At 70.3% G+C, this 23,883-nt stretch carries 26 protein-coding genes; 16 read left to right on the top strand and 10 right to left on the bottom strand.

Translation table 11 applies throughout. The features are described from left to right. Positions 1-108: 108 nt before the first annotated feature. Complete coding sequence (locus ACWEOW_RS22155) at positions 109-585, top strand: DUF2871 domain-containing protein (protein WP_452271413.1); 477 nt, start codon at positions 109-111, stop codon at positions 583-585. 76 nt (positions 586-661) lie between these two features. On the opposite strand, the gene ACWEOW_RS22150 is transcribed toward ACWEOW_RS22155, so the two are convergent. Further along, positions 662-1,003, bottom strand: a complete 342-nt coding sequence (locus ACWEOW_RS22150) for a hypothetical protein (protein WP_452271412.1) — start codon at positions 1,001-1,003, stop codon at positions 662-664. Between the two features lie 18 nt (positions 1,004-1,021). On the opposite strand from ACWEOW_RS22150, the gene ACWEOW_RS22145 reads away from it, so the two are divergent. Continuing rightward, positions 1,022-1,777: an AfsR/SARP family transcriptional regulator gene (locus tag ACWEOW_RS22145; protein WP_452271411.1), complete on the top strand. Its 756-nt coding sequence runs from the start codon at positions 1,022-1,024 to the stop codon at positions 1,775-1,777. Positions 1,778-1,872: 95 nt separating this feature from the next. On the opposite strand, the gene ACWEOW_RS22140 is transcribed toward ACWEOW_RS22145, so the two are convergent. Then, positions 1,873-2,571, bottom strand: coding sequence for a hypothetical protein (locus tag ACWEOW_RS22140; RefSeq protein ID WP_452271410.1), 699 nt, complete (start codon positions 2,569-2,571; stop codon positions 1,873-1,875). Positions 2,572-2,734: 163 nt separating this feature from the next. On the opposite strand from ACWEOW_RS22140, the gene ACWEOW_RS22135 reads away from it, so the two are divergent. Then, positions 2,735-3,820, top strand: a complete 1,086-nt coding sequence (locus ACWEOW_RS22135; RefSeq protein WP_452271409.1) for an MBL fold metallo-hydrolase — start codon at positions 2,735-2,737, stop codon at positions 3,818-3,820. Here the strand turns inward: ACWEOW_RS22135 and ACWEOW_RS22130 are convergent. Together ACWEOW_RS22130 and ACWEOW_RS22125 are read right to left on the bottom strand one after the other, a co-directional pair. Continuing rightward, positions 3,817-4,548 (bottom strand): alpha/beta fold hydrolase, encoded by a 732-nt coding sequence (locus ACWEOW_RS22130; protein WP_452271408.1) that lies wholly within the window; start codon positions 4,546-4,548, stop codon positions 3,817-3,819. The two genes, ACWEOW_RS22135 and ACWEOW_RS22130, sit on opposite strands and share 4 nt — an antisense overlap. Next, positions 4,545-5,129, bottom strand: coding sequence for a TetR/AcrR family transcriptional regulator (locus tag ACWEOW_RS22125; RefSeq protein ID WP_452271407.1), 585 nt, complete (start codon positions 5,127-5,129; stop codon positions 4,545-4,547). Before ACWEOW_RS22125 ends, ACWEOW_RS22130 begins: the two co-directional genes overlap by 4 nt. 86 nt (positions 5,130-5,215) lie before the next feature. Here ACWEOW_RS22125 and ACWEOW_RS22120 point away from each other — a divergent pair, with 86 nt between their 5' ends. From ACWEOW_RS22120 to ACWEOW_RS22090, 7 genes are all read left to right on the top strand, one after another. Next, positions 5,216-5,416, top strand: coding sequence for a ferredoxin (locus ACWEOW_RS22120; RefSeq protein ID WP_452271406.1), 201 nt, complete (start codon positions 5,216-5,218; stop codon positions 5,414-5,416). Next, positions 5,409-6,620 carry an NAD(P)/FAD-dependent oxidoreductase gene (locus ACWEOW_RS22115; RefSeq protein ID WP_452271405.1) on the top strand — a complete coding sequence of 404 codons (1,212 nt, stop codon included), beginning with the start codon at positions 5,409-5,411 and terminating at the stop codon, positions 6,618-6,620. Before ACWEOW_RS22120 ends, ACWEOW_RS22115 begins: the two co-directional genes overlap by 8 nt. A 97-nt stretch (positions 6,621-6,717) precedes the next feature. After that, positions 6,718-7,254, top strand: coding sequence for a UGSC family (seleno)protein (locus ACWEOW_RS22110; protein WP_452271404.1), 537 nt, complete (start codon positions 6,718-6,720; stop codon positions 7,252-7,254). Further along, complete coding sequence (locus tag ACWEOW_RS22105; RefSeq protein ID WP_452271403.1) at positions 7,251-8,309, top strand: hypothetical protein; 1,059 nt, start codon at positions 7,251-7,253, stop codon at positions 8,307-8,309. Before ACWEOW_RS22110 ends, ACWEOW_RS22105 begins: the two co-directional genes overlap by 4 nt. Then, positions 8,306-8,554, top strand: coding sequence for a hypothetical protein (locus tag ACWEOW_RS22100; protein ID WP_452271402.1), 249 nt, complete (start codon positions 8,306-8,308; stop codon positions 8,552-8,554). Before ACWEOW_RS22105 ends, ACWEOW_RS22100 begins: the two co-directional genes overlap by 4 nt. Continuing rightward, positions 8,551-9,813 (top strand): cytochrome P450, encoded by a 1,263-nt coding sequence (locus ACWEOW_RS22095; RefSeq protein WP_452271401.1) that lies wholly within the window; start codon positions 8,551-8,553, stop codon positions 9,811-9,813. Before ACWEOW_RS22100 ends, ACWEOW_RS22095 begins: the two co-directional genes overlap by 4 nt. After that, positions 9,813-10,586, top strand: coding sequence for an SDR family NAD(P)-dependent oxidoreductase (locus ACWEOW_RS22090; protein WP_452271400.1), 774 nt, complete (start codon positions 9,813-9,815; stop codon positions 10,584-10,586). The genes ACWEOW_RS22095 and ACWEOW_RS22090 overlap by 1 nt, the downstream gene beginning before the upstream one ends. Positions 10,587-10,593: 7 nt before the next feature. On the opposite strand, the gene ACWEOW_RS22085 is transcribed toward ACWEOW_RS22090, so the two are convergent. The 3 genes from ACWEOW_RS22085 to ACWEOW_RS22075 form a co-directional block, all read right to left on the bottom strand. Then, positions 10,594-11,748 carry a CaiB/BaiF CoA transferase family protein gene (locus ACWEOW_RS22085; protein ID WP_452271399.1) on the bottom strand — a complete coding sequence of 385 codons (1,155 nt, stop codon included), beginning with the start codon at positions 11,746-11,748 and terminating at the stop codon, positions 10,594-10,596. Next, the gene (locus ACWEOW_RS22080) at positions 11,741-12,907 is read right to left on the bottom strand and encodes a CaiB/BaiF CoA transferase family protein (protein WP_452271398.1); all 1,167 of its coding nucleotides are present in this window, start codon (positions 12,905-12,907) and stop codon (positions 11,741-11,743) included. Before ACWEOW_RS22080 ends, ACWEOW_RS22085 begins: the two co-directional genes overlap by 8 nt. Positions 12,908-13,005: 98 nt before the next feature. Further along, positions 13,006-13,866 (bottom strand): TIGR03619 family F420-dependent LLM class oxidoreductase, encoded by an 861-nt coding sequence (locus tag ACWEOW_RS22075; protein WP_452271397.1) that lies wholly within the window; start codon positions 13,864-13,866, stop codon positions 13,006-13,008. Between the two features lie 125 nt (positions 13,867-13,991). Here ACWEOW_RS22075 and ACWEOW_RS22070 point away from each other — a divergent pair, with 125 nt between their 5' ends. The 4 genes from ACWEOW_RS22070 to ACWEOW_RS22055 all read left to right on the top strand — a co-directional run bounded on the left by ACWEOW_RS22070 (position 13,992) and on the right by ACWEOW_RS22055 (position 18,839). Next, entirely contained in the window at positions 13,992-15,188 is a 1,197-nt protein-coding gene (locus ACWEOW_RS22070) for an ABC transporter substrate-binding protein (protein ID WP_452271396.1), read from the top strand. An 89-nt stretch (positions 15,189-15,277) separates the two neighbouring features. Continuing rightward, positions 15,278-16,159, top strand: coding sequence for a branched-chain amino acid ABC transporter permease (locus ACWEOW_RS22065; RefSeq protein ID WP_452271395.1), 882 nt, complete (start codon positions 15,278-15,280; stop codon positions 16,157-16,159). Next, positions 16,156-18,051 carry an ABC transporter permease subunit gene (locus ACWEOW_RS22060; protein ID WP_452271394.1) on the top strand — a complete coding sequence of 632 codons (1,896 nt, stop codon included), beginning with the start codon at positions 16,156-16,158 and terminating at the stop codon, positions 18,049-18,051. Before ACWEOW_RS22065 ends, ACWEOW_RS22060 begins: the two co-directional genes overlap by 4 nt. After that, positions 18,048-18,839, top strand: coding sequence for an ABC transporter ATP-binding protein (locus ACWEOW_RS22055; RefSeq protein ID WP_452271393.1), 792 nt, complete (start codon positions 18,048-18,050; stop codon positions 18,837-18,839). The genes ACWEOW_RS22060 and ACWEOW_RS22055 overlap by 4 nt, the downstream gene beginning before the upstream one ends. A gap of 74 nt (positions 18,840-18,913) precedes the next feature. Here ACWEOW_RS22055 and ACWEOW_RS22050 read toward each other — a convergent pair whose 3' ends face one another. Genes ACWEOW_RS22050 through ACWEOW_RS22040 form a run of 3 tightly spaced genes read right to left on the bottom strand, consistent with a single transcriptional unit; the run spans position 18,914 to position 22,030 of the window. Then, entirely contained in the window at positions 18,914-19,423 is a 510-nt protein-coding gene (locus ACWEOW_RS22050) for a nuclear transport factor 2 family protein (protein WP_452271392.1), read from the bottom strand. Positions 19,424-19,437: 14 nt separating this feature from the next. Beyond that, positions 19,438-20,412, bottom strand: coding sequence for an LLM class flavin-dependent oxidoreductase (locus ACWEOW_RS22045; protein WP_452271391.1), 975 nt, complete (start codon positions 20,410-20,412; stop codon positions 19,438-19,440). Between the two features lie 22 nt (positions 20,413-20,434). Then, positions 20,435-22,030: an MFS transporter gene (locus tag ACWEOW_RS22040; protein WP_452271390.1), complete on the bottom strand. Its 1,596-nt coding sequence runs from the start codon at positions 22,028-22,030 to the stop codon at positions 20,435-20,437. 178 nt (positions 22,031-22,208) lie between these two features. Here ACWEOW_RS22040 and ACWEOW_RS22035 point away from each other — a divergent pair, with 178 nt between their 5' ends. Next, entirely contained in the window at positions 22,209-23,516 is a 1,308-nt protein-coding gene (locus ACWEOW_RS22035; RefSeq protein WP_452271389.1) for an acyl-CoA dehydrogenase family protein, read from the top strand. Continuing rightward, complete coding sequence (locus tag ACWEOW_RS22030; RefSeq protein WP_452271388.1) at positions 23,506-23,883, top strand: carboxymuconolactone decarboxylase family protein; 378 nt, start codon at positions 23,506-23,508, stop codon at positions 23,881-23,883. Before ACWEOW_RS22035 ends, ACWEOW_RS22030 begins: the two co-directional genes overlap by 11 nt.

Below are 23,883 nucleotides of genomic sequence, written 5' to 3'. Positions count from 1 at the left end.
TCCTCCTCTTGGCGACATAGCGTCCCGAAGTTGACGACACTGTGTCGCCAACCATACGCTCGGAGTATGGCGACACGGTGTCGCGAAACTAGTGAGAGGTCTCTGTCGATGAAACGCCCTGAAACCGTCCTCGTCCGCGCCGCGGCGGCCTGGACCGCCGTTGGTCTTGCCGGCGGGCTTGGCTACCGCGAGCTGACCAAGGCCGAAGGGTTCACCGGCTGGACCCAGCTGTCGGTCGTGCACACGCACGCTCTGGTCCTCGGCACCGTCGTGCTGCTTCTTGTCCTAGCCCTGCAGCGCAGCTTCCGGCTGTCGCAGGACCGTCGTCACGGGTGGTTCATGTGGACCTGGAACGTCGGCCTTGCGCTGACGGTCGCCGGACTCACGGTCAAGGGGATCCTGCAGGTGACCGGATCGGCCGCGGCCACGAGCCCGGCGCTCGCCGGGATCTCGGGCCTGGGCCACATCCTGCTCACGGTCGCGTTCGTGCTCTTCTTCCTCGTGCTGTCCGCCCGCGTGCGCGCTGACGAGGGCGACGAGGCGAAGACCATCGGGGCCGAGACCGTCGAAGCCGCGCGGTCCTAGCCCGCGCCTTCGCCCAGGGGTATGCCGGCTGGCTGAGCCGGACGGCATACCCCTCGGCGGGTTGGTGGTAGGACCGCTAGACCGAACCGTCGGCCGGCTTGGCCGCGGCGGACAGCGTGAGCAGCCCGGTGATCGTGGCTCGTGCAGTCGTCCAGGGATCCTTTGCCACCCAGTGGTTCAGGATCTGGATCGAGGCCGCGACGGCGTCCCTGGCACCGAGGATCGGGTTGTACGTGTCGATCACGGCGGGATCGGGCAGCTTGGCCACCTTGTCGTACTTGTCGTGGTCGTCGTGGTTCTGGCTGCGGTAGTCGTGGAAGTTCTCGACATCCGTCCAGTGACCGAACGTGCCCGGCTTGAAGACGTCGATCGCCGGTGGTGAGGCCAGACAGTTGTCGCCCAGCCATGCGCCAGCCACCGTCGATGGGAGTGCGTGATGAGTCAGCCAGCCGTAGGTCAGATGCGTCTCGACACCGCGTCAGCCGGTGCTGGCCCGGTGTCGCCGACCGAGCTGGAGGTCCGCCTCCTCGGCGAGTTCTCCGTGCGCCAAGGTGAGACCCCCCTGGTCCTGCCACCGTCAACGTGGCGGCTGGTCGCGCTGCTGACCGTGGAACGGCGGCTCTGGAGCAGGGCGCGGCTGTCCAGCCTGCTGTGGCCCGACCACGAGGAGCTGCGAGCTCACGCGAATCTCAGGACCGTGCTGTGGCGGCTGCGCCAGTCAGCCCCCTCACTCATCGAGGTCACCGCAGGTGGGGTCTGTCTTTCCTCCGGTGTAGTCGTCGACGTCGAGCGGGTCGAGCTCTTGGCCCGGCAGCTGGAAGCCGGGGTGACGCTCGACCTGGCCGGCGTCGATGCCTCGTTGTTCACCCAGGAGCTGCTGCCGGGCTGGTCGGAGGTCTTCGCTGACCTCTCACGGGAAAGCTGTCGCCAGCTGGGCCTTCATGCGATGGAGAGCATGGCCCGGCGACTGGTGCACGAGGGCCGGCCGGCCCGCGCGCTGCAGGTCGGCCTGGCAGCGGTGGACCAGTCGCCACTGCGCGAGACCGCCCACCGCGTGGTCATCGAGATCCACCTGGCCGAGGGCAACCTGGCCGAGGCCTGGCGACAGTTCGACCTCCTCTCGCGGATGCTGTGGCTCGAGCTCCGCGTACGTCCGTCTACCGGTCTTCGCGACCTCTTGTCGGCGAGGTAGTCGGGTCGAGGTGATCGGGTCGAGGTGATCGGTCGCCCAATACACCGACCCCATACCTCCACCCGATTACCTCGAACCGGTGACGAGGGGCCCGGCTAGGTCGCGGAGGGGGCGGTCTCGTGCTCCTGATGGGTGCCGCCGCCGCTCGACGGGTCGGCCAGATCGCGGGTCCGGGCCACGGCGACGCCGAGCAGGGCGAGACCCGCGCCGAGCACGAGCCCGTGGAGCATCCTCACCGGCGCAGGCCCGAAGAACTGAGGCAGGTAGGTGACCGCGCCGACTGCGACGACCAGGCCGCCCACTCGCGATAGTCCCCCGCCGCTTCGTGCGCCCCGAGCGACGAGCACTCCGGTGACGGCCAGCAGCACGAGGCCGATCCCGAAGAGCGTCATCGGCAGGGCGGCGTACCGGAACGAGTCGACGACCGCGAGCACGGCCACGTCACCGTGCTGGGCGGCATACTGCCCGAGCGCGTGCAGGCCGAAGGCCTCAGCGCCGTAGTAGGGGAGCAGCAGGGCCACGGACGCCCAGGCGAACGTCTCCGCACGCCGGGCGGCGCTGCCAGACCACGCTGCGGGTCGGATGCTGTCGAGCGCGCGGAGCCCGAAGGCCACCGCGACGAAGCCGAACATCCCCAGCACGTGCGCGAGGGGCCAGGCGCCAGAGGCCAGCTGGGTCGAGCCGTCGGGAGCGCCACCACCTGGGTAGGGGCGCAGGATCGGGTATGCCGCGAGCGCCGCTCCCGCGGCGACGAACCAGGCGGCTGCGGTGAACCGGTGCGATGAGGGTCGCATGGAATCTCTCCTAAAATGTGAGCACTGCTCTCTCAATGCATGAAGCATGACGCATCCGAGGTGAAAAACCAAGAGCAGTGCTCACATTCTTCGCCAGCGCGGACGACGATCCCACCGACCATGATTGATGATAATTAATCGTCGGAGCGGCTACGATCAACCGATGGAGACCGCCTCACCCTCGACGGCCGCTCGCGTCTCGCCGGACTCCGGGCTCGGCTGGACGGTCGAGGGCGCTTGGCGGGTGGCAGACGGCGTCCACCGCATCCCCTTGCCCCTGCCCAACGACGCGCTCCAGGCAGTCAACGTCTACGTCATCGAGGGGGCCGACGGGCTCACGCTCGTCGACGGCGGGTGGGCACTGCCGGCTGCGCGGGAGGTCCTCGAGCGCAGTCTGGGAGCGCTCGGCACGGGCATCGGCGACATCCGCCGGTTCCTCGTCACACATGTGCACCGCGACCACTACTCGATGGCGGCCGTCCTCGGGTCCGAGCTGGGCATCGAGGTCGCTCTGGGAGCCGGCGAGCGCCCCACGCTCGACGTCCTCCAGGAGGGTGCCGAGTCCAGTCGCGCCTGGTCGCGCCGAGCGCTGCTGTCGGCAGGCGCCCTCGAGCTCGTGCGGCAGTGGGACCAGCGCGAGCCGGAGCCGATCGACCCGACGCGGTGGAGGTACCCGGATCGGTGGCTCGACGGCGACTCGCGGATCGACCTCGGCGAGCGCACCCTCGATGCTGTGCACACACCCGGCCACACCCCGGGGCACGTCGTGTTCGCAGACCGCGCTGAGCTGCTGCTCTTCGCGGGCGACCACATCCTGTCGACGATCACGCCCTCGATCGGCTACGTCACCCCGCCGGCCAAGGACCCGCTCGGTGACTTCCTGGCCTCGCTGGCGAAGGTGCGGTCGCTGCCCGACCTGCGGCTCCTGCCGGCGCACGGACCGGTTGCCGAGTCCTCCCACGTTCGGGTCGATGAGCTCCTCGCGCACCACGAGGCTCGGCTGCAGCTGGCGGCGGAGGTGGTGAAGGGAGGCCTTCGCACCGCGTTCGAGGTCGCCGGTGCCCTGCCGTGGACGAGGCGGAACAGGCCGTTCGCCGAGCTCGACCTCTTCAACCGGACCCTCGCGACCAGGGAGACCTACGCGCACCTCGAGGTCCTCGAGGCTCGCGGTGTCGTGACCAGCACCGAGGATCCACGGGGGGTGGTGACCTTCGCGGTCCCAGGGCCCCGGCCCGGCCCGGGCACCTAGTCCGCCCGGTGCCCTGCCGTGTCGTCCGCCGGACTCTCATCGATGGCGCGGAGGATGTTCGCGAGCCCGCGGGGATCGGCGACCATGGCCATGTGGCCCGTGTCGAGGGTGACGCGCCGTCCGCCCCACCGGGCGTTGCACGCGTCCTGGAGTGCGGGAGGGACGCGCCGGTCGAGGGTCAGGTGGACGTACCAACGTGGTACCGGGGCCCGCAGGCCACTCAGGTCGGCCGGCTCCTCGAGGAGCCGGAGGGAGTCGTCGGTCCGGCTGTTCACGACGAACTCGACCTGCTCGGTGTCGAGGTCGTTGCTTAGCATCTCCAGACCGGCACCCGCCCCGGGGCTGTAGATCCCCGACGCGAGCGTGGGCTCCACCGCCGCACGTGTGGCGGGGTCCATCGTCGTCATCACCGGGTCGCCGTGGCCCGGCACGATCGCGGAGACGAGGACGGCGGCGCGCACGCGCTCGGGAGCGAGAGCCAGCACCCGGGGGATGGTCACGCCGGCGAGCGAGTGGCCGACGAGGATGGCGTCGTCGATGCCGCCGTCAACCATGTCGGCCACCACCGCCTCGGCGCAGTCCTGTGCAGTCACGGTCCGCAGGTCGACGTGGGCGCGGCGGCCGCGACCCGGGAGGTCGACAGCCAGCGCGGGACCCTGCAGGAAAGGGACGAGCCGGTCCCACGTCGCAGAGCCGAAACCACCGCCGTGGACGAGGACGTAGGTCACCGTCCTGACCTCCGGACGGCCGCGGATCGGGCGCTGCCCTGGCCCACGAAGGCGTCCACGACCTTCGCGAGGATGGGTCCGGCCTCGACGTCGACGTGCCGGGCGAGCTTCTGCAGGAACAGCCCCTCGAACGTCGCCGACAGCGCGTGCGCGGCGACCTCGGGCTCGACGGCGCCGAGCCGCTTTACCGCGGGGATGATCATCTCCTCCATCCCGGTGCGGCCGCGGGCCATGGCGTCGCGGACGACGGGGTCGTGGCTGGCCTCCATGAGCAGGACGAGACGCGCGGTCGTCATGACGCGTCCTGGTCCGGTCATCTGCTCGAAGAGGTCGGCGAGCGCGCGCGCGAACTCGTCCTGGGTGTCGAAGGAGTATGCCGCTGTCACCGAGGGGCGCTCGACGGCATACATCCAGTCGACGACGCCCTCGAGAACGGCCGCGCGGGTGCGGAAGTAGTTCGAGGTCGACCCCTTGGGGACTCCCGCCTTGGCGTCGATCCGCGTGTGGGTGAGCGCGCGCAGGCCCTCGGTCCCGAGGAGGGTGATCGCTGCGTCGAGGACGCGTTCACGAACGGAGCTCACGGTCGAAACTATAGACGTAGTGGCGGTGTGGGTGCGAGCGGAGTAATCTCTGCGAATACTTCGCAGGAACTACTCGAGGAGCAACTGTGGACATCGCTGTCGACCGGGAGCGCTGCGTCGGTTCGGGCCAGTGCGTCATGCGTATGCCGGACGTCTTCACCTCTGATGACGCCGAGGGGCTCGTCGAGCTCATCGACCCCGCCGGTGCCGGACACGAGGCCGCCGACGTCGACGACGTCGCCTTCTCGTGCCCGGCGCAGGCGATCATGGTCGCCGCCGATGCCTGAGGAGCTTCGCCGCGTTGTCGTCGTGGGCGCTGGAGTCGCCGGCCTCACGGCCGCCGACACCCTTCGTCGGCGCGGATGGGACGGGACGATCTCGGTCATCGGCGCCGAGGCGCACCGGCCTTACGACCGTCCGCCTCTGTCAAAGCAGGTGCTCTCCGGGGGATGGGGGCTCGACCGCATCCTCCTGCGTTCCTCGCCTGCCCTGGCCGCGGATGACGCCCACTGGTACCTCGGTGAGTCGGCCGTGCGACTCGACCTCGACAACCGGGTCGTGCACACGAGCCGCGACCGCGCGCTGCCCTTCGACGGACTCGTCGTCGCGTCGGGCAGTCGCCCCCGTCGCCTCCCCTTCGGCCATGACTTCGCCAACACCCATCTCCTGCGCACCTGGGAGGACGCGGTAGCGCTCCGCGAGGCGTTCGCCACCGCGACGTCGGTCGTCGTCATCGGGGCCGGCTTCCTCGGTTGCGAGGTCGCGGCTGCGGCCTGCGGCGCAGGCCTCTCGACGACCCTCGTCGACCCATTGTCGACACCGATGGAGCGGCACCTCGGTCCGGTCGTCGGGAGCGAGCTCGCCCGGGTCCATCACGACCGAGGGGTCCGACTCCTCCTCGACAGGGGCGTCGTGGCGGTGGAGGGCGAGGCGCGCGCCGAGCGTGTCGTGCTCACCGACGGCACCCACGTCGAGGCCGACCTCGTCGTCGCCGCGGTCGGCGGCGAGCCTGACGTCGAATGGCTCGTAGGCAGCGGGGTGGCCCTCCACGACGGGCTCGTGTGCGACGAGCGCCTCACCGCAGCCCCAGGGGTCGTGGCCGCGGGCGATGTCGCGAGCTGGTTCAACCCCACGTTCGGGCAGCGGATGCGGGTCGAGCACCGGTCGAGCGCCCAGGAGCAGGGTGTCGCCGCGGCCGCCACCCTCCTGGGGCGCACCGAGGCCTATGCCGCCCTTCCGTACTTCTGGTCCGAGCAGCACGACGTGCGGATCAACGCCTATGGCCACTTCGCCCGCGCGACCGACCTCGAGGTCGTCGCCGGCTCGGTCGCGGAGCGTCGCTTCGCCGCCGTCCTCCATGCCGGTGACGACGGAGTCGTCGCCGGACTGACGTGGAACCTGCCGAGCGGAGGGCTCGCCGTCAGGCAGCGCATCCTCGACGCCTGCGAGGTGCGACGAGGGGTCACCGCACCTGCAGCGGCCGGCTGGTGACCGCCGGATGAGGGTTTCTGCGAATAGATCGCCAGACCCTCTGGATCAATGATCAGAGAAACACTACAGTTGTAGTACTGAGACCTCTGGAGGAGCAATGACGCTTGTACTGTCCCCCCAGCCCGGCCGCACAGCGGTCGGGCACCCCCAGTGCCCGCCGGTCGGCGCCATCAAGGGCAAGACCGTCGGCCTCCGGCGCGACCGGTTCTGGCTCTCCTGGGACTGGATCACCGACGAGTGGGCCAAGCTCCTCGAGGCGGACGGAGCCGAGACGCTCATCTGGCGCGCCCCCGTCGGCAAGGGTGACCAGGAGATGACCGAGGGCGGCGAGGAGTACGCGAAGTTCCTCTCGTCCATCGACGTCGCGATCAGCGGCCTCGGCAACTGCGGCTCGTGCACGCTCTGGGCGATCCACGACGCTGTCGGTGCCCTGGACAGCGGCCTGCCGACCGTCGCCGTGACGACTGAGCACTTCGAGCCGCTCGGGAGGACTCTCGCCGGGCAGCGGGGCCACGACCAGATCCGCATCAAGCTCATGCCCTACCCGATCGAGGGTCTCCCCGAGGACGAGGTGCGCCAGATGGCCCGCGACAACTACGACAACCTGCTGAGCGTGATGGGAGCGTCGCGATGACCGTCGTCCTGACCAGCGAGCGAGTCGAGGTTCCCGACGACATCGCCGACTTCTCTGCCGAGGCTCTCGCTCGCGGCTGGTCCGACGGGCTCCCGGTCGTGCCGCCGACGGAAGTGCGGGTCGCCGCCCACGTCGAGGCCAGCGGCCTCGCGGCCGACGCCAGGCTCGGCACCCTCTACCCGACGGGCATCGACTGCACGGTCGAGCACCTCGCCGTGAACGCCGTCATGGCAGGGGCGCCGGCGAGCTCGATGCCGCTGCTCGCCGCCGCGGTGAACGCCCTCGCCGACCCGGCCTTCGACCTCGCCGGCCTCAACGCCACGACGGCCTCGGTCGTGCCCGCCCTCGTCGTCAGCGGCCCGGTCCGGGACGAGCTCGGGCTGCCGTACAAGCACGGCGCCCTCGGTGGCGCGGCCGGCCCGGCCCCCGCCATCGGTCGGGCGCTGCGCCTGCTCATGCGCAACGTCGCCGGCCAGGTCGTCGGCGTGACGTCGGAGTCGGTCTTCGGCCAGCCCGCCCGGGTGACGGGGATCGTCACCTCGGAATGGGTCGAGGAGTCGCCGTGGGCACCCCTCGGCGAGCGGCGCGGGTTCGACGGCAGCTCGGTCACGGTCTTCGGGGTCCTTGGCTCGGCGAACATCCTCAACAGCTACGGGAGCAGTGGCTCGGAGATCCTCGAGGTCGTCGGTCGCTCCCTGTCGTTCATGGGCAACAACAACATGGACCACTCGGCCCAGTTCGCCCATCAGGTCGTCGCCCTCAACCCGGTGTGGGCCAAGATCGTCGCCAAGGAGTTTCCGAGGATCGAGGACGTCCAGACCTTCCTGTACGAGACGGCCGCTGTGCCGATCGGGAACTTCCCTGCATCGCTGCACGGCCCCCTCGAGGAGGCGGGAGACGTCCGCGAGGACGGCAAGGTCTACCTCATGGACACGCCCGCGGATGTCTCCGTCATCGTCAACGGCGGCAAGGGATCCCTCCACGGCACCATGCTCCCCGGCATGTCGAACATGCTGCCTGTCACCCGCTCGCTCGACCCCAAGGAATGGTCATGACCACCGCCATCGACGCCGCGATCGAGACCGCCCAGCAGCTCGTCTCGGCCGACGGCACGAAGCTCGAGGTCCTCGAGCAGACCCCGGACCGGGTGTCCTTCCGCCTGGACCTCGAGGGCGCCTCGTGCGCCGACTGCGTGCTGCCCGTCGCTCACCTCACGAGCGTCATCGGCGACACGATGCGCCGCGTCTCGGGCAACCCCGCGCTGCTCGTCGAGATCGACGACCCGCGCGCGACGCCGTGACGACCCTCGACGAGGACCTGACCCGGTTCTTCGGGCCCGACCCGGTCCTCATGGCCGACCCGTTCGTGATGTACCGCCGGCTGCGCGAGGCCGGCCCGGCATACCGGTTCAAGGACCGCGTCCTCGTCAGCCATTACGACGTCAGCCGCGAGATCCTCGCGGCCCCGACGACCCTGCAGGGTCTGTCGGTGCGTGGGTCGCGGTATCGCGCAGTTATCGACGGGCTCGGGGACGAGGACGTCGACAGGCTCGTCGCCCTGTTCGGGTTCTACGAGAAGCGAGTCAGCGGGGTCGACGGTGACAAGCACAAGCGCCTGCGCCGCCTGGCCCAACGCGCCTTCACCCACCGGGTCGTCGCGCAGATGCAGGAGCGGATCCAGCAGATCACCGACGACCTCCTCGAGCCGCTTCGCGGGCGGGAGACCGTCGAGTTCGTCGAGGACTTCGCATACCACCTGCCCCTCATCGTCATCTGCGAGATGTTCGACATCCCCAAGGAGGACCGCGGCTCGCTGCGGGCCTGGGCCAGCGACCTGGGCCGCTTTGTGGGCGCGGACTGGTCCGACGTCGACACGCTGCGCACCACGTACACAAGCGTGTTCGAGATGCGTGAGTACCTGACGAACATCTTCAACGCCAAGCGCGGCGGCGAGACGACGGAGCTGCTCGCGGCGCTGCTCAATGCCGAGGGGGACGACGGCGACGACGACCGGTTCACCGAGGACGAGCTCGTCGCGGTCATCACCCAGTTCGTCTTCGCCGGGCACGAGACGACGACGAACCTCCTCGGCAACAGCATGGTGACGCTGCTGCGCGACCACCGCGAGCAGTGGGACCTGCTGCGGGAGCAGCCCGACCTCGTCCCGTCGGCGACCGAGGAGCTGCTTCGCTATGCCGGGACCACGCAGTATGTCGACAAGCTCGTCTCCGAGGACACCGTCATCGGCGGGGTCGAGGTCAAGGCGATGGACACCGTCGCGGTGGCGGTGGCTGCGGCCAACCGCGACGAGGCATCCTTCGAGGACTCCGAGACCTTCGACGTCACGCGCCAGGGCAAGAGCCATCTCTCCTTCGGGTTCGGGCCCCACCACTGCCTCGGTGCGGCACTCGCCCGGATGGAGGTCGGCACGGTCCTGCGGACCCTGACGACCCGGTTCCCCGACCTCGAGATCGTCGACCCGACCGGCGTCGAGTACGGCGCCAACAGCATGCTCCGCGGCCCGGAGCGGCTGCCCGTGCGGCTCGGGGCGGAGCGCTGATGACGCGACTGGACGGCCGGGTCACCCTCGTGACCGGCGCGGCATCGGGTGTCGGACGCGCGGTGGCCCAGCGCTACCTCACCGCCGGTGCCTGCGTCGTCGCGGTCGACCGCAACGGCGAAGGGCTTCTCACCGTGGACGGTCCCGACGACCGGCTCGCCCGGGTCGTCGCCGACGTCGCGGACCGTCCCTCGCTCGAGGCGGCCGTCGCAACCGCTGTCGAGCGGTTCGGCGGCCTGGACGTCGTGGCCGCCGTGGCAGGCATCTCGCGGACCGGCTCCGTCCTCGACATGTCGGACGCCGACCGCGACGCCATCCTCGGCGTCAACCTCGTCGGGGTGTGGAACACCGTGAAGGCCGCTCTTCCCGCGCTGGTCGTGCGCGGTGAAGGAGGCCGAATCCTCGCGTGCGGGTCGGTGGAGTCCGTGCTCGGCGGGGCGGGCCTCGCGGCATACGTCGCCTCCAAGCACGGGCTGGTCGGGCTCATCAAGTCGATCGCGCTCGAGTGCGCGCCGCTCGGCATCACGGCCAACGTCGTCTCGCCGGCAGGCGTCGACACGGAGATGCTGCGGACCGTCGTCCCGCCGGAGGCGATTCAGCACATCGCCGACACGACGCCGATCGCGCGGCTCTGCGACCCGGACGAGGTCGCTGCGTTCTTCGAGTTCCTCGCCGGCCCGGACACCGGCTACCTCACCGGCTCGAACATCGTCGTCGACGGCGGGGTCGTCCTGCTCAACAGCCACACGGCGGGCCAGTCCTGGGCCCACTGAGGCCCGCTCAGCCCTCTGCCTGGACGACCGCCCCGGATGCGAGCAGCGCATCGAGGCGGTCGGCGGGAACTCCCCACTGTGACAGCGCATCCCGCGTGTCGGCGCCGGCCCGCCGCGGGGGCCGGCCGACGGAGCCCGGCGTGGCCGAGAACCGCGGCGCGACCGCCGGCTGGGTGACGCCGTCGCGACGCACGAGCGTGTCGCGGGCCGCGACCTGCGGGTCGGTGGCCGCCTCGGCCAAGGTGAGGACCGGTGAGACGCACGCGTCGACGTCCGTGAACACCGCAGCCCACTCGTCTCGGGTGCGCTCCTTGAAGGCCCGCTCGAGCTCGGCCGTGATGTGCGGCCAGCGGCTGCGGTCGAGCTGCTCTTCGACGCTGACGTCAACGCCGAGGGCCCGGACGAGGTTGCCGAAGAACACCGGCTCGACGGCCCCGACGGCGACGTATCCGCCGTCGGCGCACTCGTAGGTCCGGTAGTGCGGCGACCCGCCGTCCATGAAGTTCGACTCGCGCTCGTCGGACGTCGCGCCCGCGCTCCGGTAGCCGTGGGCCGTCGCGAGCAGGGTCGCGACGCCGTCGACCATCGCCACGTCGACCACCTGGCCCCGGCCGGTCGACCGCGCGGAGACCAGTGCCGCGAGGATCCCGGTGAGGGCGAGCATCCCGCCACCGCCGAAGTCGCCGACGAGGTTGAGCGGCGGCATCGGGCGCCGGCCCTTCTCGCCGATCGCGGCGAGAGCACCGGTGACGGCGATGTAGTTGATGTCGTGGCCCCCGAGCCGGGCCCGTGGGCCGTCCTGCCCCCAACCGGTGATCCGGGCGTAGACGAGCGCCGGGTTGGCGGCCTGAAGGCGGTCGGGCCCGATGCCGAGCCGCTCGCACACCCCGGGCCGGAAGCCCTCGACGAAGATGTCGGCCTTCGACGCGAGGGATGCGACGAGCTCGGCCGCGCCCTCTGCCTTCAGGTCGACGGCCGCCGACGAGCGGCCCCGCCCGACGATGTCGAAGCGGTCGTCGACGAGGCGGATGCTGCGGCCGGTGGGCCGCTCGAGCCGCAGGACCTCGGCGCCGAGGTCGGCGAGGAGCATCCCGGTGAAGGGAACCGGCCCGAGGCCGGCGAGCTCGAGGACGCGGACGCCGGCGAGCGGCCCCTCACCCACGGCCGACCACCGCGCCGGAGTCCAGGAGCGCGGTCACCTCGTCGTCCCCGAAGCCGAGATCCGCGAGCACGGCTGCCGAGTCGCCGCCGAGGGCGAACGGCGGTCCGACCTGAGACTTGTCGAGCAGCGGGTTCGCGACCAGCTCGAGGCCCGGGACGCCTTCGACCGGAACAAGCCCGGTAGCGCTGTGCTCGCGGTGTCGAGCGGTCGCCTCGCCGAGGTCGCGGATGCGTGCGGCAGGGACGCCCGCATCATCGAGCCTCTCGAGCCAGGTGTCGGCGGTCGCGGTCCTGAGAGCGGACATGAGGCGCGCGTTGAGGGCCTCACGGTGCTCGAGGCGGCCGGTCTGGGTCGCGTAGGTCTCGTCGCCCGCCAAGGCCGGGTCGACCACCTCGGCAAGGCGGTGGAAGAGGGCGTCGCTCGCCGCCCCGATGACGATGTCGGAGTCGGCGGTGGGATAGGCCTGGAGCGGGGTCGTGACCCCGATGGCCGACCCCATCCGGCCCGGGACGCTCCCGGTTGCGACGTATGCCGCCACGCGGTCGCCGAGAAGATGCAGGGCGACGTCGCTCATCGAGATGGTCAGGGCGACGCGGTCCCGCGGACCGTGGAGGGCGGCGACGACACCGAGCGCAGACCACAGGCCGGTGACGTGGTCGAGGAGGCTGCCCGGGAGCCGCGACGGAGGGCGGTCGGGGTCGCCGGTGAGGCTCATCATCCCGGTCTCCGCCTGGACGAGGAGGTCGTAGCCGGGGCGCGATCCCTCGGACGGATAGAAGGCCTCGATGCTGACGTGGACGATCCGCGGGTTGACCGCATGGACCTGTTCGGCGGACAGGCCGAGCGTTCCCGCCTTGCCCGGCCGAAGGTTCTGCACTACGACGTCGGCGTTCTCGAGGAGGCGCCTGAGCACGGGCGCGGCGTCGGGATGGCGCAGGTCGAGACCGAGGCCCCGCTTGTTGCGGTTCATCGTCGCGAACATCGTGCTGACCCCGCCGGTCTGGGGTGCGATACCGCGGCTCGTGTCACCTGCGGGAGCCTCGACCTTGACGACGTCGGCCCCGAGGTCCGCCAGCAGGCTGGCGCACGCCGGTCCGGCGATGTTCAGGCCGAAGTCCACCACCGTCGTGCCCGTCAGCACGCCACCCACGTCTGCCATACGGCCCTCCTCGTCGAATATCTAGTAATAGTAACCATAAAAGCGAGAGCCGTGCAGGCGGATCCTCGGTGCCCAGGAGGCTGGGAGGCCCGGAGGCGTCACCCCCAGGCGCGCTCGCTGACGAGGGGCGCGTGAGGGGCGCCCTCGAGGCTGAGGGTGTCGGCCGTGCGGTGCACCCACTCCACGGCATCGTTGACGCTCGTCGCGATGGTGTCGAGGATGACGAAGTGGGCACCTGCCGCTCCGTAGGCGTCGACGACCCGTCGGGCCTCGGGTGCGCTGACGTCCGCGGCGCGCGTGCCGACCAGCAGTCGCTCGCCGGGGCGCTCCGCCGCGATGCGCCCCGCGAGCTGCGTCGCCAGGGCGCCGAAGTCGCTCACCGACAGCCCACTGGCATACCAGCCGTCACCCCGGCGAACGGCCCGCGTCAGGGCCGCCGGGGAGTGGCCGCCGACGACGATCGGGACGGACCGCGCCGGGCGCGGCCACATCTGCACGGCCGGGCCCGAAGGTGCCGCGCCCCAGCAGTCGCGCAGCGTGTCGATGGCCTCATCGGTGCGCCGCCCACGCTCGCCGAACGGGGCTCCGAGCAGCTCGAACTCCTCGCGCAGCCACCCGGCGCCGACGCCCAGGACGAGTCGCCCGTCACTGAGGATGTCGACCCCGCCGGCCTCCTTCGCGACGACGATGGGGTGGCGCAGGGGCAGCACGTAGACGCCGGTGCCCAGCTGCACCCGGGTGGTGCGGCCGGCCAGGTAGGCCAGGGTGGTGAGTGGATCGAGGAACGGCGTCCGCGCGTCGAGACCGGTCCCCTCCTTCGCCGCGGCCGCCGGGATCGCCACGTGGTCGGACACCCAGACCGACCCGAAGCCTCGCTCGTCCGCCGCCTCGGCGACCCGCGCGACGGCCGTCGGTCCGGCCAGCGGACCCCAGTTCGGCACCTTGATCCCGACGTGCATCCGCCCTCCAAATTTATAGCCATGGTTATAACAGTCCTATTGAATACTACCTGTCGGCCAACTAGACTCGGCGGCCTCGGAGCGCTTGGCAACGATGCCAAGACCCACCAGACGAGAGGTCGATAATGTTTGGTAAGCGTTTCGCCGCGGCGGGCATCGCGGCCTTCACCGCGGTGGCTCTGGCCGCCTGTGGCAGCTCCGGCAACGGTGGTGGCGGCAGCGGCGGCTCGGATCCGTACCAGGTCGGGTTCAACTCGGACCTGTCCGGCAAGTTCTCGCTCAACGGCGTCGGTCAGCGGGACGGCTTCAAGGCCTACTTCGACTACGTCAACAGCAAGGGCGGCATCAACGGCCACAAGGTCGAGGTCACCTACCTCGACGACGCGTCGGACGTCACGCGTGGCACGGCGAACACGACGCAGCTGATGACCGCCAAGCGGGTCTCGGCCGTCGGCGGCTACCTCCTCAGCAACGTCTGCGGCGCGGCGGCCGTGCTCGCGGCCACCAACAAGGTGCCGATCAACTGCAGCGCGCTCTCCGACGACCTCCTCAAGCCGGTGCAGCCGTACGTGTACACCGCTCGTATGCTGCAGAGCGAAGAGGCGCTCCCGATGATCACCCTGGCCGGGCAGCTCGTGAAGAAGGCGAAGCCCCGCGTCGCGGTCATCATCTTCGCCTCGGCCTCGAGCATCGGGCTCCAGAAGAGCCTCGAGTCCCTCGTGAGGCAGAAGGGCTGGGAGCTCGTCGCGAGCGAGCAGGTGCCGTTGACCGCTACCGACGTCAGCGCCCAGGCCGCGAAGGTCATCGCGTCCAAGCCCGACGTCGTCGTCGGCTCGCTCTATGACCCCCTGGCCATCTCGTACATGCGGACGGCCAAGGCTGCGGGTCTCGATGCTCCCTTCATCGACTACGACGGTGGCACGTACGAGGGCGGCATCGTCCCGCTCAAGGACCCGAACTTCTACGTCCTGTCGAACTTCTCCGTCACCGGCGAAGGTGACGGTCCCGGCCTCGACCAGTACCGCAACGCCCTCAAGGCAGCGAACCTCAGCGCGACCAAGCCCTTCGTCAGCACCGGCTACGCCCAGGCGCTGTCGATCGGCGAGGCCCTGAAGGCCTGTGGCTTCCCGTGCAGCGGCCAGCAGCTCCAGGCCGCCTTCGACAAGCAGAACCTCGACACCGGCGGGTTCGCGGCCGGCCCCATCCAGTACCAGCCCGACAACCACATGGGGTCGCGCTTCGCGAGCTTCTACGTCTGGGACGAGGCGACGAGCAAGCTCAAGGCCGCACTGGAGAAGACGCCCGGCGGGTCCGGCAGCTGACGGGTCCGGGTCGCGAGCGCTGGTAGCGCCCGCCGGGCCCGGAGAGGTACACACTCTCCGGGCTCGGCGGCACGACACTACGGAGGAACATGAGCAACGAACTGGCCCAGGCCCTCGTCGGGGCACTGGTGCTCGGCAGCTTGTATGCCGTCGTCGGCATCGGCTTCGTCATCCTGTACAAGGCGACGCACGTCCTGAACTTCGCGCAGGGAAGCCTGATGCTGATCGGCGGCTTCGTCTTCTTCACGCTGAGCCAGAACTTCGAGCTCGCGTGGCCGGTCGCGATGATCGGAACCCTCGTGGTGATGTTCGTCCTCGGCGGCATCATCTACCTCGGGGTCTTCCGCCGTCTCGTGGGGGCGGAAGAGTTCACTCTCGTCATCGCCACGCTCGGCCTCAGCGTCCTGCTGCTGACGATCTCGCTCATCATCTGGGGACCGGGCACCCGGACCCTCCCGGAGCAGCTCTCGCGCTCGACGCTGTTCTCGATCGGCCCGCTGCAGTTCTCGAGCGTCGACACCTTCGCGATCCTCCTGTCGGTGGTGGTGGTCGTCGTCCTGGACATCGCCCTGCGCCGCACCCGCATCGGCATCCAGATGCGCGCCGTCGCCGACCAGCCGCTCCTCGCCTCGCTCATGAAGGTGAACGTCCACACGATGTCGGCCATCGGCTGGGCCATCGCGAGCTTCTGCGCCGGAGTCGCCGGCATCGCCTACGCGATGCGGCTCTCGGTCGACCCGGTCGGGATGCACGCGCTGGGCCTGCTCGCGTTCCCGGCGATCCTCCTCGGCGGCATCGACTCGGTGCGTGGCGTCCTCGCCGGCGGCTTCGTGCTCGCCCTCTGCCAGAGCGGTGCCGCCTACTTCATCGGTGGGGAGTGGTCGGAGGTCACGGCCTACGCGATCATGCTCCTCGTCCTGTTCATCCGCCCCCGCGGCTTCTTCGGCTCCCGACAGGCGGTGCGGCTATGACCTCGATCGACGACACCTCGGCCCGAGAGGTGGTCACCCCGAACACGGCTGCCCGCGTGGAGCGTCCGGCGCCCGCGCCGGGCGGCGGCGGTCCCCTCGTCGCGCTCCGGAGCCACCCGGCATACCGGCGCCTCGAGCCGTTCCTCCCGTGGATCCTCGGTGCGCTCGGGCTCGTGCTGTTCGCCAGCGCCACCAGCGCCTACGTCCAGCTGATCGCGGGCACGGTCCTCATCTACGCGATCAGCGCCATCGGCCTCAACCTCGTCATGGGCCAGGCGGGGCTGGTCTCCATCGGCAACGCCGCGCTCATGGCGGTGGGTGCCTACACGACGGCGATCCTGTCGAAGAACGAGACGCTCGCGACCTTTCCCGTCCCGATCATCCTCAGCGCGGTCGTCGGTGGCATCTTCGGTCTGCTCATCGCGCTGCCGGCGCTGCGGCTCAAGGGCATCTACCTCGCGCTGGCCACGCTCGCCCTCCAGTTCTTCGTCGTGTTCGCGGGTGACCGCTACCAGTCGGAGACGGGTCAGCTGTCGGGCGTCATGGTGCCCCCGCTGACCATCGGCGGCTACACCTTCGTCCCGGGGCGCGACTTCCTCCTGCTCCTCGGGGCCTTCCTCGGCCTGACGATCCTCGTCGTGCGCGCCGTGTCGCGACACGCACCCGGCCGGATGTGGACCGCGATCCGCGAGAGCGAGCTGGCGGCGACCGCGATCGGGGTCAACGCGGCTCGCTGGAAGCTGTCGGCCTTCGTGGTGAGCTCGGCGATCATCGCCGTGTCCGGCTCGCTCTTCGCCTACTACAACCAGATCGTGTCGGCCGACTCCTTCACCCTGGAGTTCGCCGTCGTGTTCATCATCATCCTCATCCTCGGCGGGATGGGGACGATGTCCGGCGCGTTCGTCGGCTCGGTGGTCGTCGTCTCGCTTCCGTACCTGCTGACCTACCTGACGTCGATCATCCCGTCCGGCGCCTTCGGCGACTGGCTCACCTCGAACATCTTCTACGTGAACAACGGGCTGTACGGCCTGCTCGTGCTCGTCGTCCTCCTCTACATGCCCGACGGGCTCGTCCCGTCGATCACCTCGCGGGTCAAGCGGCTTGTCCGACGACGCAGCGCGGCCTCGCGCGAGCCGGCGGAGCGGCGGCCCACGTCTGCCCGCCCGACCCGGCATACCACCGGCGAGGGGTCGGCCCTGCTCGAGGTCACGGACCTAGACGTCATGTACGAGACCGGAGCGCGGGCCGTCAGCCGGCTCTCCCTGCGGGTCGAGCGGAACGCGATCGTGGCGGTCCTCGGCCGCAACGGCGCCGGCAAGACGAGCACCCTGCGCGCCGTGAGCGGCTTCCTGCCCACCGAACAGGTGCGCGTCAACGGCTCGATGACCTTCGACGGCGCCGACATCGGCTCGATGTCGCCCGGGCGCACCGCCGGGCTCGGGCTCGTGCTCGTGCCCGAGCGCGACAAGATCTTCCCGTCGCTCACCGTCCACGAGCACCTCAGGCTCGCGGTGGCCTCCGGCTACGAGGAGGTCATCGACAAGCCGTACTTCCACCGGCTCAAGGACCGGCTCCAGCAGCCGGCGGGCCTGCTCTCCGGTGGTGAGCGCCAGCTCCTGGCGCTCGCGACCGCGTCCGTCCTCAAGCCGAGGCTGCTCATGGTGGACGAGTTCACGCTCGGCCTGGCACCCGTCATGATCCAGGAGGTCGCCCGGGTGATCCGGGGCCTGCGCGACGACGGCATGACGATCCTGCTCGTCGAGCAGAATGCGGCGGCCGCGCTCGATCTGGCCGACCACGTGTACCTCATGGAGGGTGGCGAAGTCGTCGCCGACGGGACGTCGGACGAGATGGCAAGCCACGTGACGATGACCGCGGAGGTCTCCCGATGACCACGACTCCACGCAGCGAGAACCCCGTGCTGTCCGTCGAGTCGGCGGTGCTCCGCTTCGGCGGAATCCTGGCCCTCGACCGCGTCTCGTTCGACGTCCAGCCCGGCGAGACCTTCGGCATCATCGGGCCGAACGGCGCCGGGAAGACCGCTCTGCTCAACTGCGTCAGCGGCGTGTACCGGCTCACCGCCGGTGGGGTGACCTTCGATGGCGACGAGATCACGAGCACGGCGCCGCACCGGATCTCGGCGCGCGGCCTCGGCCGGACCTTCCAGAACATGGAGCACTTCCGCAAGTTCAAGGTCCTCGAGTACGTCATGCTCGGCCGGATGCACGAGGCGAAGGCCTCGGTGTTCCTGTCGGTCTTCGCGTGGCCGTACATGGAGCGTCTCGAGAAGGCCGAGCGGGCGCAGGCGATGACGCTCCTGGAGGAGCTCAACCTCGACCACCTGGCGCGGACCGAGCTGTCGGATCTGCCGTACGGCGTCCAGAAGCGGGTCGACATCGCCCGCGCGCTGCTGGGCCGCCCGAAGCTGCTCCTGCTCGACGAGCCGACGTCGGGGACGATCACCCATGAGCGGGTCGAGGTGTCGCAGGCGATCGAGATGGTCACCGGGCGCGGGGTGGCGACCGTGCTGGTCGACCACGACGTCGACTTCGTCTCCCGGCACTGCTCGCGCGTGCTGGTCCTCAGCTACGGCAAGCAGGTCGGGGTCGGTTCACCGGCCGAGATGCTCGCGCGACCCGATGTCATCGAGACCTTCCTGGGAAGCCCGGCCACGGCCTGACCTGGGGTGCGACGACGCGGGAGGGCCCGGGGCTGACGTGGTCGGCCCCGGGCCATCCTGCGCGCCGAGCGCGATCAGGCCGTATGCCGTGCCCGCGCGGTGAGCGCGTCACGGGTCCACCAGCGGTCGGTGACGTCGGCGCCGTGCGACCACTCGTAGACGCACTGACGGTGCTGGATCCGCCACACACCGTCCTTGCGGGTGAAGTGGTCGAGGTACCGGCCGGCGTTGAGGTAGTCGCGGCTGGTGCCGTTCTCGGTGGCCGTGAGGGCGCAGATGAAGTACGACTCGCAGTGCGCGTCGTCGCCGTCGATCGAGATGTCGGTGTTCCCGATGAGGTGGAAGTTCACGTCGACCGGGCTCTGGCCGACGAAGACCGGGGAAGCCGTCGCGAGGTACTCCCGAATCGGTCCGTCGAAGCCCTCGTGGTCCTCCGTCGAGTCCTCGTGATAGCACGCCAGGGCGCCTTCGAGGTCGCGGGAGTCGGTGGCCCGGGCTCGGCGGTACAGCACGAGGCGGATCTCGCGCTCGTCGAGGAGCAGCTGCAGTGGGTCCATCGGGTCACCCTTCGTGAGACGTGCCATCGGTGGCACTATGTTCATAGTATGCCGTCGGCGGGGGCTTGCGTCTCGGTCCAGCCGAGCGCCTCCCGGACCCGGGGGACGACCTCGGTCCCGAGGATCTCGACCTGTGTGCGGACCTGCGAGGCGTCGTGGGTGTACGTGTCGAGGCGAAGGTTGAGCGCCGAGCAGCCGGAGATCCGCACGGCCTCGACCAGGGCGGCTGCCACCGCTTCGGGTGACCCGGTGGCCAAGGCCTCGTCATCCGGACGGAGCCAGTCGGCGCCCGTGGACCGGCCGCTCCAGTCGGCCAGGCTCGTCTCGAACCCTGCGGCGGTCGCGCCCACGTGGACACGCCGGATGAGGACGACGGACGCCGTCCCGCCGGACTCCCGATACATGCGGACCAGCTCGGCTGCCTCGGTCGCGGGGCGCAGGCTGGTGACGAGCAGGCCGGCTCCGAGTCGCGCAGCCTTCCGGACGCCGACCGGTCCGCCGACGCCCGCGAGCAGGGGGACCGAGCGATGGTGCAGGCCGGCGACCGCCGGGTCGTCGGCGATGGGCGATGGAGCCTCTGTCCGCCCCAGGGCGCCGGCCACCGCTGCGAGGCCCTCCCAGAACACGACCCGCCGAGTGTCGAAAGGCAGGCCGACGGCCTCGAAGTCCCCCTGCTGGTAGCCGGGAACGAAGCCGGCCCCGACCCGGTCGGGGTACGCCGCGTCGAGCCAGGCGAGGTCCTCGGCGACGGTTACGGGCGTCCTCAGCGGCAGCACCATGGGTGCAGCACAGGCGAACCCGTGCGGCATCCTCGAGAGCAGGAGGCCGGACAGCAGCAGCGGGCTCGGGACGTAGTGGGGGAAGCCGCCGTGGTGCTCGCTCAGGGTCACGCCGTCGAACCCGGCGGCCACTGCGGCGGCGGCGTCGGCCGCGAGTCCGTCGACGACCTCGCGGCCGGACCCCTGCCGGGCCGAGAGCCCGAGCGAGATCGTCCTAGGGCCCAGCGGTTCGAGCATCGGGGCTCCTTCCGGCATACGCTCAGCCACCCAGGCCGATGCGGAAGAGGTGGATGACCCGCGGCGGCGGGTCGGAGAGGGCCGTGACGACCGACTCGGAGATCGTGTCGGACGCGACGAGCCGCTGGTGCAGCTGTCGTTCGTGCTCGTCCCAGGAAGAGACCGTGAACTCCTCGACGTAGCGACGGTGCGCCTCGGCGTCCCGAAGGAGCCGCCAGCGGGTGGCGCCGGTCCGCATCCGGACCCGGCGCACGGCGCGCATCCCCGCGCGGAACTGCTGCTCGTCCTCGGGGTCGACCCAGTACTCGACGGCGACGACGACCTCGCCGCCGATCTCCTCCGTGGGCACGACGAGCACCGGCTCGTGCCAGTACGCCGTCGGAGTGCGGTCGACGTCGTCGAGCTGGACGAACGGAAGCCAGCGGGTGAGAGACACGCCAAGGAGCAGGAATGCCGCCGCGATCCACAGCGTCCGCGGCAACCCGATCTCGTCGACCAGCGCACCGAGCACGACCGACCCGGCGGCCTGGCCGCTGAAGAGGGCGATGGCGTAGATGGCCAGCCCGCGGGCGCGCACCCACGCTGGTAGGTAGATCTGGAGGTTCCCGGCCATCGTGCTCAGGCAGATCGTCCACGCCCAGCCCGCGACGAACAGGCAGGCCATCGCTGCCGGTTGCCCAGGCAGGAGCGGCAACAGCCCGACCATCGAGGCGGCGACGAGGAAGCCGAGCCCGACGATCGAGTTCTCGGTGAGCCGGGCCCGCAGCGGCGCGATCGAGAACCCGCCACACACGGCACCGGCGCCGAGGCACGCGAACAGGATGCCGTACACGTCGGCCGCGGCGTGGAGCTGGTCGGTCGCGACGAGGGGCAGCAGTGCGAAGGTCGCCATCATCCCCGCGGTGAACCAGAAGGCCCGGAGCATCAGCTTGAGGACCTGCGGGGAGTGGCGGACGTACCGGACCCCGCTGCGGATCGCCGGGACGAACCGCTCGTGGCGGGCGCGATGGCTCCGGATGCCCGGCCACCGCACGAGGACGACGACGAAGAACAGGCTGGTCAGGGTGCTCAGAGCGAACACCGCCGGGATGTCCACCCGCGCCACGAGCAGCCCGGCGAGGGCCGGGCCGACGACGCGCGCCGTGTTCGCGGCGATCGACACGAGCGCGGCCGCCTCGTGGAGGTGGTGCCGCTTGACGACGTCCGGGACGACGGCCTGGAACGGCGTGAGGGTCAGGGCGTAGACCGAGCCGAGCGCGAGGGTGAGAACGAGCAGCGTCGTCGCGCCGAGCGCGCCGGTCCACGACAGCCAGGTGAGGACCGCCCCGGCGACCAGACCGGCGATCTGCACGGCGATGAGCAGGGTGCGTCGGTCGAAGCGGTCCGCGAGCACGCCCGCGGGCAGCGACAGGATGGCGAGCGGGAAGGTCATCGCGGCCTGGACCAGGGCGACGAGCCCAGCGCTCGAGGCGTCACGGACGAGGAACCACTGAGCGCCGAGGGCCTGGCTCGAGATGCCGATCGTCGACACCGTGAAGGCGAGCCAGAACCACAGGAAGGTCCGGCCCGCCAGCGGTGCCAGCGGGCCGGCCCGGACCCCGGTCGTCACGGTCGTCATCCGGCGCCTACCGCGTCACGGGGTCCTGGAACCGAGGACGATCGCGCGCACGTCCGGCTCCTGTCGTCGACGCTCCCGGCGCCGTGCTCCTGCCGGTCCCGCCCGTGGTCGGTCGGTTGTTAAACTCTAGGGATTATGCGCATAATAGTCAACGTACCCGACTCGCAGGAGAGTGCTCATGTGGAGCTTCGAGACCGACCCGGACTACCAGGAGAAGCTGGACTGGGCGGATGAGCTCATGCGCACGCGGGTGGAGCCGCTCCAGTACGTCATCAACCACCCTCTCGACCTCCACGACCCCGTCCGGCAGGAGCTCGTCCCCCCGCTCCAGGCCGAGGTCAAGGCTCATGGCCTGTGGGCCACGCACCTCGGGCCAGAGCTGGGCGGTCCGGGCTTCGGTCAGGTGAAGCTGGCACTCCTCAACGAGATCCTGGGGCGCTCCGGCCCGGGTCCCACCGTGGGGCCGATCGTCTTCGGCACGGCCGCGCCCGACACCGGAAACGCCGAGATCATCGCGCACTATGGGACACCTGCGCAGAAGGACCGCTACCTGCAGCCACTGCTCGACGGCACCGTCTTCAGTGCCTTCTCGATGACCGAGCCGCAGGGCGGATCCGACCCGAAGACATTCACGACGCGTGCCGTCCTGGACGGCGACGAGTGGGTCATCAACGGCGAGAAGTGGTTCTCGTCCAACGGCCGCTGGGCCGAGGTGCTGGTCCTCCTCGCGGTCACCGACCCCGAAGCGCCCATCCTCGAGCGGATGTCGATGTTCCTCGTCCCCAAGGACACGCCTGGCGTCGAGATCGTGCGCCACGTCGGCGTGTCCGGCTGGGTCGAGGGCGAGGGCGGTGGCGACCACTCGTACATCCGCTACACCGACGTCCGGATCCCGAAGGACCACCTGCTCGGCGGTGTCGGCGAGGGCTTCAAGGTCGCGCAGACCCGCCTCTCGGGCGGGCGCGTCCACCACGCGATGCGCAGCGTCGGACACATGAAGGCGGCATTCGAGATGCTGACCGAACGGGTCAACTCGCGATACACCCAGGGTGAGCTGCTGGCCCAGAAGCAGATGGTCCAGGACATGGTCGCCGAGTGCTGGATGACGATCGAGCAGGTCCGGCTCTTCGTGCTCCAGACCGCATGGAAGATCGATCGGCTCCAGGACTACCGCGCCGTCCGCAAGGACATCGCGGCGGCGAAGATCCTCGCGTCGCGTGGCCTCGTGGAGGTCGCGACGAAGGCGCTGCAGATCCACGGTGCCCTCGGGATCACGCACGAGATGCCGTTCGTCAGCATGATCGTCAACGGCATCCACGTCGGCCTCGCGGACGGTCCGAGCGAGATCCACAAGATCTCGATCGCCCGCGACATCCTTCGCGAGGTCGAGCCGGCGCCGGGCCTCTGGCCGACGCAGCACATCCCCGCCCTCGTCGACCAGGCGCGAGAGCTCTACGGAGAGGCGCTGGCACGCCATGGCCGCTGACCAGCACGGGCCGCAGCGTCGCGGCCGCGCCCAGGGCCGCAAGGCCGACCGCCTCCAGGCCGCGCTCGTCGAGCTCGACCCCACGCTGGCTCGCTGGGCCGACGACCACATCTTCGGTGACGTGTGGGCGGGCGACGCCCTGTCCTTCGAGGACCGGATGCTCGTCGCGATCACGGCGTTGGCTGCCCTCGGCCGTCGCAACCAGCTGCGCAACTACCTCCACGGCGCCTTGCAGGACGGGCGCTCGCCCGACGAGCTGCGCGAGGTGATGCGAATGCTCACCGTCTACGCCGGCTATCCGGCCGCCATCGAGGCCAGTGTCGAGCTCGAAGCCGTGCTCGCTGCAGCGGGGAGGCGGGGGGAGTGA

The organism is Monashia sp. NPDC004114 (assembly GCF_053603855.1).
Note: the sequence above shows the minus strand (reverse complement) of the source record. Positions and strands in the feature narration are given on the sequence as shown.

What these genes read in the sequence shown, in the direction of transcription:
- ACWEOW_RS22075 (WP_452271397.1), bottom strand. Translation starts at nt 13,866, where the DNA reads ATGCACGTCGGGATCAAGGTGCCGAACTGGGGTCCGCTGGCCGGACCG.
- ACWEOW_RS22080 (WP_452271398.1), bottom strand. Translation starts at nt 12,907, where the DNA reads ATGGCAGACGTGGGTGGCGTGCTGACGGGCACGACGGTGGTGGACTTC.
- ACWEOW_RS22045 (WP_452271391.1), bottom strand. Translation starts at nt 20,412, where the DNA reads ATGCTCGAACCGCTGGGCCCTAGGACGATCTCGCTCGGGCTCTCGGCC.
- ACWEOW_RS22100 (WP_452271402.1), top strand. Translation starts at nt 8,306, where the DNA reads ATGACCACCGCCATCGACGCCGCGATCGAGACCGCCCAGCAGCTCGTC.
- ACWEOW_RS22090 (WP_452271400.1), top strand. Translation starts at nt 9,813, where the DNA reads ATGACGCGACTGGACGGCCGGGTCACCCTCGTGACCGGCGCGGCATCG.
- ACWEOW_RS22140 (WP_452271410.1), bottom strand. Translation starts at nt 2,571, where the DNA reads ATGCGACCCTCATCGCACCGGTTCACCGCAGCCGCCTGGTTCGTCGCC.
- ACWEOW_RS22060 (WP_452271394.1), top strand. Translation starts at nt 16,156, where the DNA reads ATGACCTCGATCGACGACACCTCGGCCCGAGAGGTGGTCACCCCGAAC.
- ACWEOW_RS22035 (WP_452271389.1), top strand. Translation starts at nt 22,209, where the DNA reads ATGTGGAGCTTCGAGACCGACCCGGACTACCAGGAGAAGCTGGACTGG.
- ACWEOW_RS22050 (WP_452271392.1), bottom strand. Translation starts at nt 19,423, where the DNA reads ATGGCACGTCTCACGAAGGGTGACCCGATGGACCCACTGCAGCTGCTC.
- ACWEOW_RS22030 (WP_452271388.1), top strand. Translation starts at nt 23,506, where the DNA reads ATGGCCGCTGACCAGCACGGGCCGCAGCGTCGCGGCCGCGCCCAGGGC.
- ACWEOW_RS22155 (WP_452271413.1), top strand. Translation starts at nt 109, where the DNA reads ATGAAACGCCCTGAAACCGTCCTCGTCCGCGCCGCGGCGGCCTGGACC.
- ACWEOW_RS22070 (WP_452271396.1), top strand. Translation starts at nt 13,992, where the DNA reads ATGTTTGGTAAGCGTTTCGCCGCGGCGGGCATCGCGGCCTTCACCGCG.
- ACWEOW_RS22115 (WP_452271405.1), top strand. Translation starts at nt 5,409, where the DNA reads ATGCCTGAGGAGCTTCGCCGCGTTGTCGTCGTGGGCGCTGGAGTCGCC.
- ACWEOW_RS22105 (WP_452271403.1), top strand. Translation starts at nt 7,251, where the DNA reads ATGACCGTCGTCCTGACCAGCGAGCGAGTCGAGGTTCCCGACGACATC.
- ACWEOW_RS22110 (WP_452271404.1), top strand. Translation starts at nt 6,718, where the DNA reads ATGACGCTTGTACTGTCCCCCCAGCCCGGCCGCACAGCGGTCGGGCAC.
- ACWEOW_RS22065 (WP_452271395.1), top strand. Translation starts at nt 15,278, where the DNA reads ATGAGCAACGAACTGGCCCAGGCCCTCGTCGGGGCACTGGTGCTCGGC.
- ACWEOW_RS22040 (WP_452271390.1), bottom strand. Translation starts at nt 22,030, where the DNA reads ATGACGACCGTGACGACCGGGGTCCGGGCCGGCCCGCTGGCACCGCTG.
- ACWEOW_RS22055 (WP_452271393.1), top strand. Translation starts at nt 18,048, where the DNA reads ATGACCACGACTCCACGCAGCGAGAACCCCGTGCTGTCCGTCGAGTCG.
- ACWEOW_RS22135 (WP_452271409.1), top strand. Translation starts at nt 2,735, where the DNA reads ATGGAGACCGCCTCACCCTCGACGGCCGCTCGCGTCTCGCCGGACTCC.
- ACWEOW_RS22145 (WP_452271411.1), top strand. Translation starts at nt 1,022, where the DNA reads ATGAGTCAGCCAGCCGTAGGTCAGATGCGTCTCGACACCGCGTCAGCC.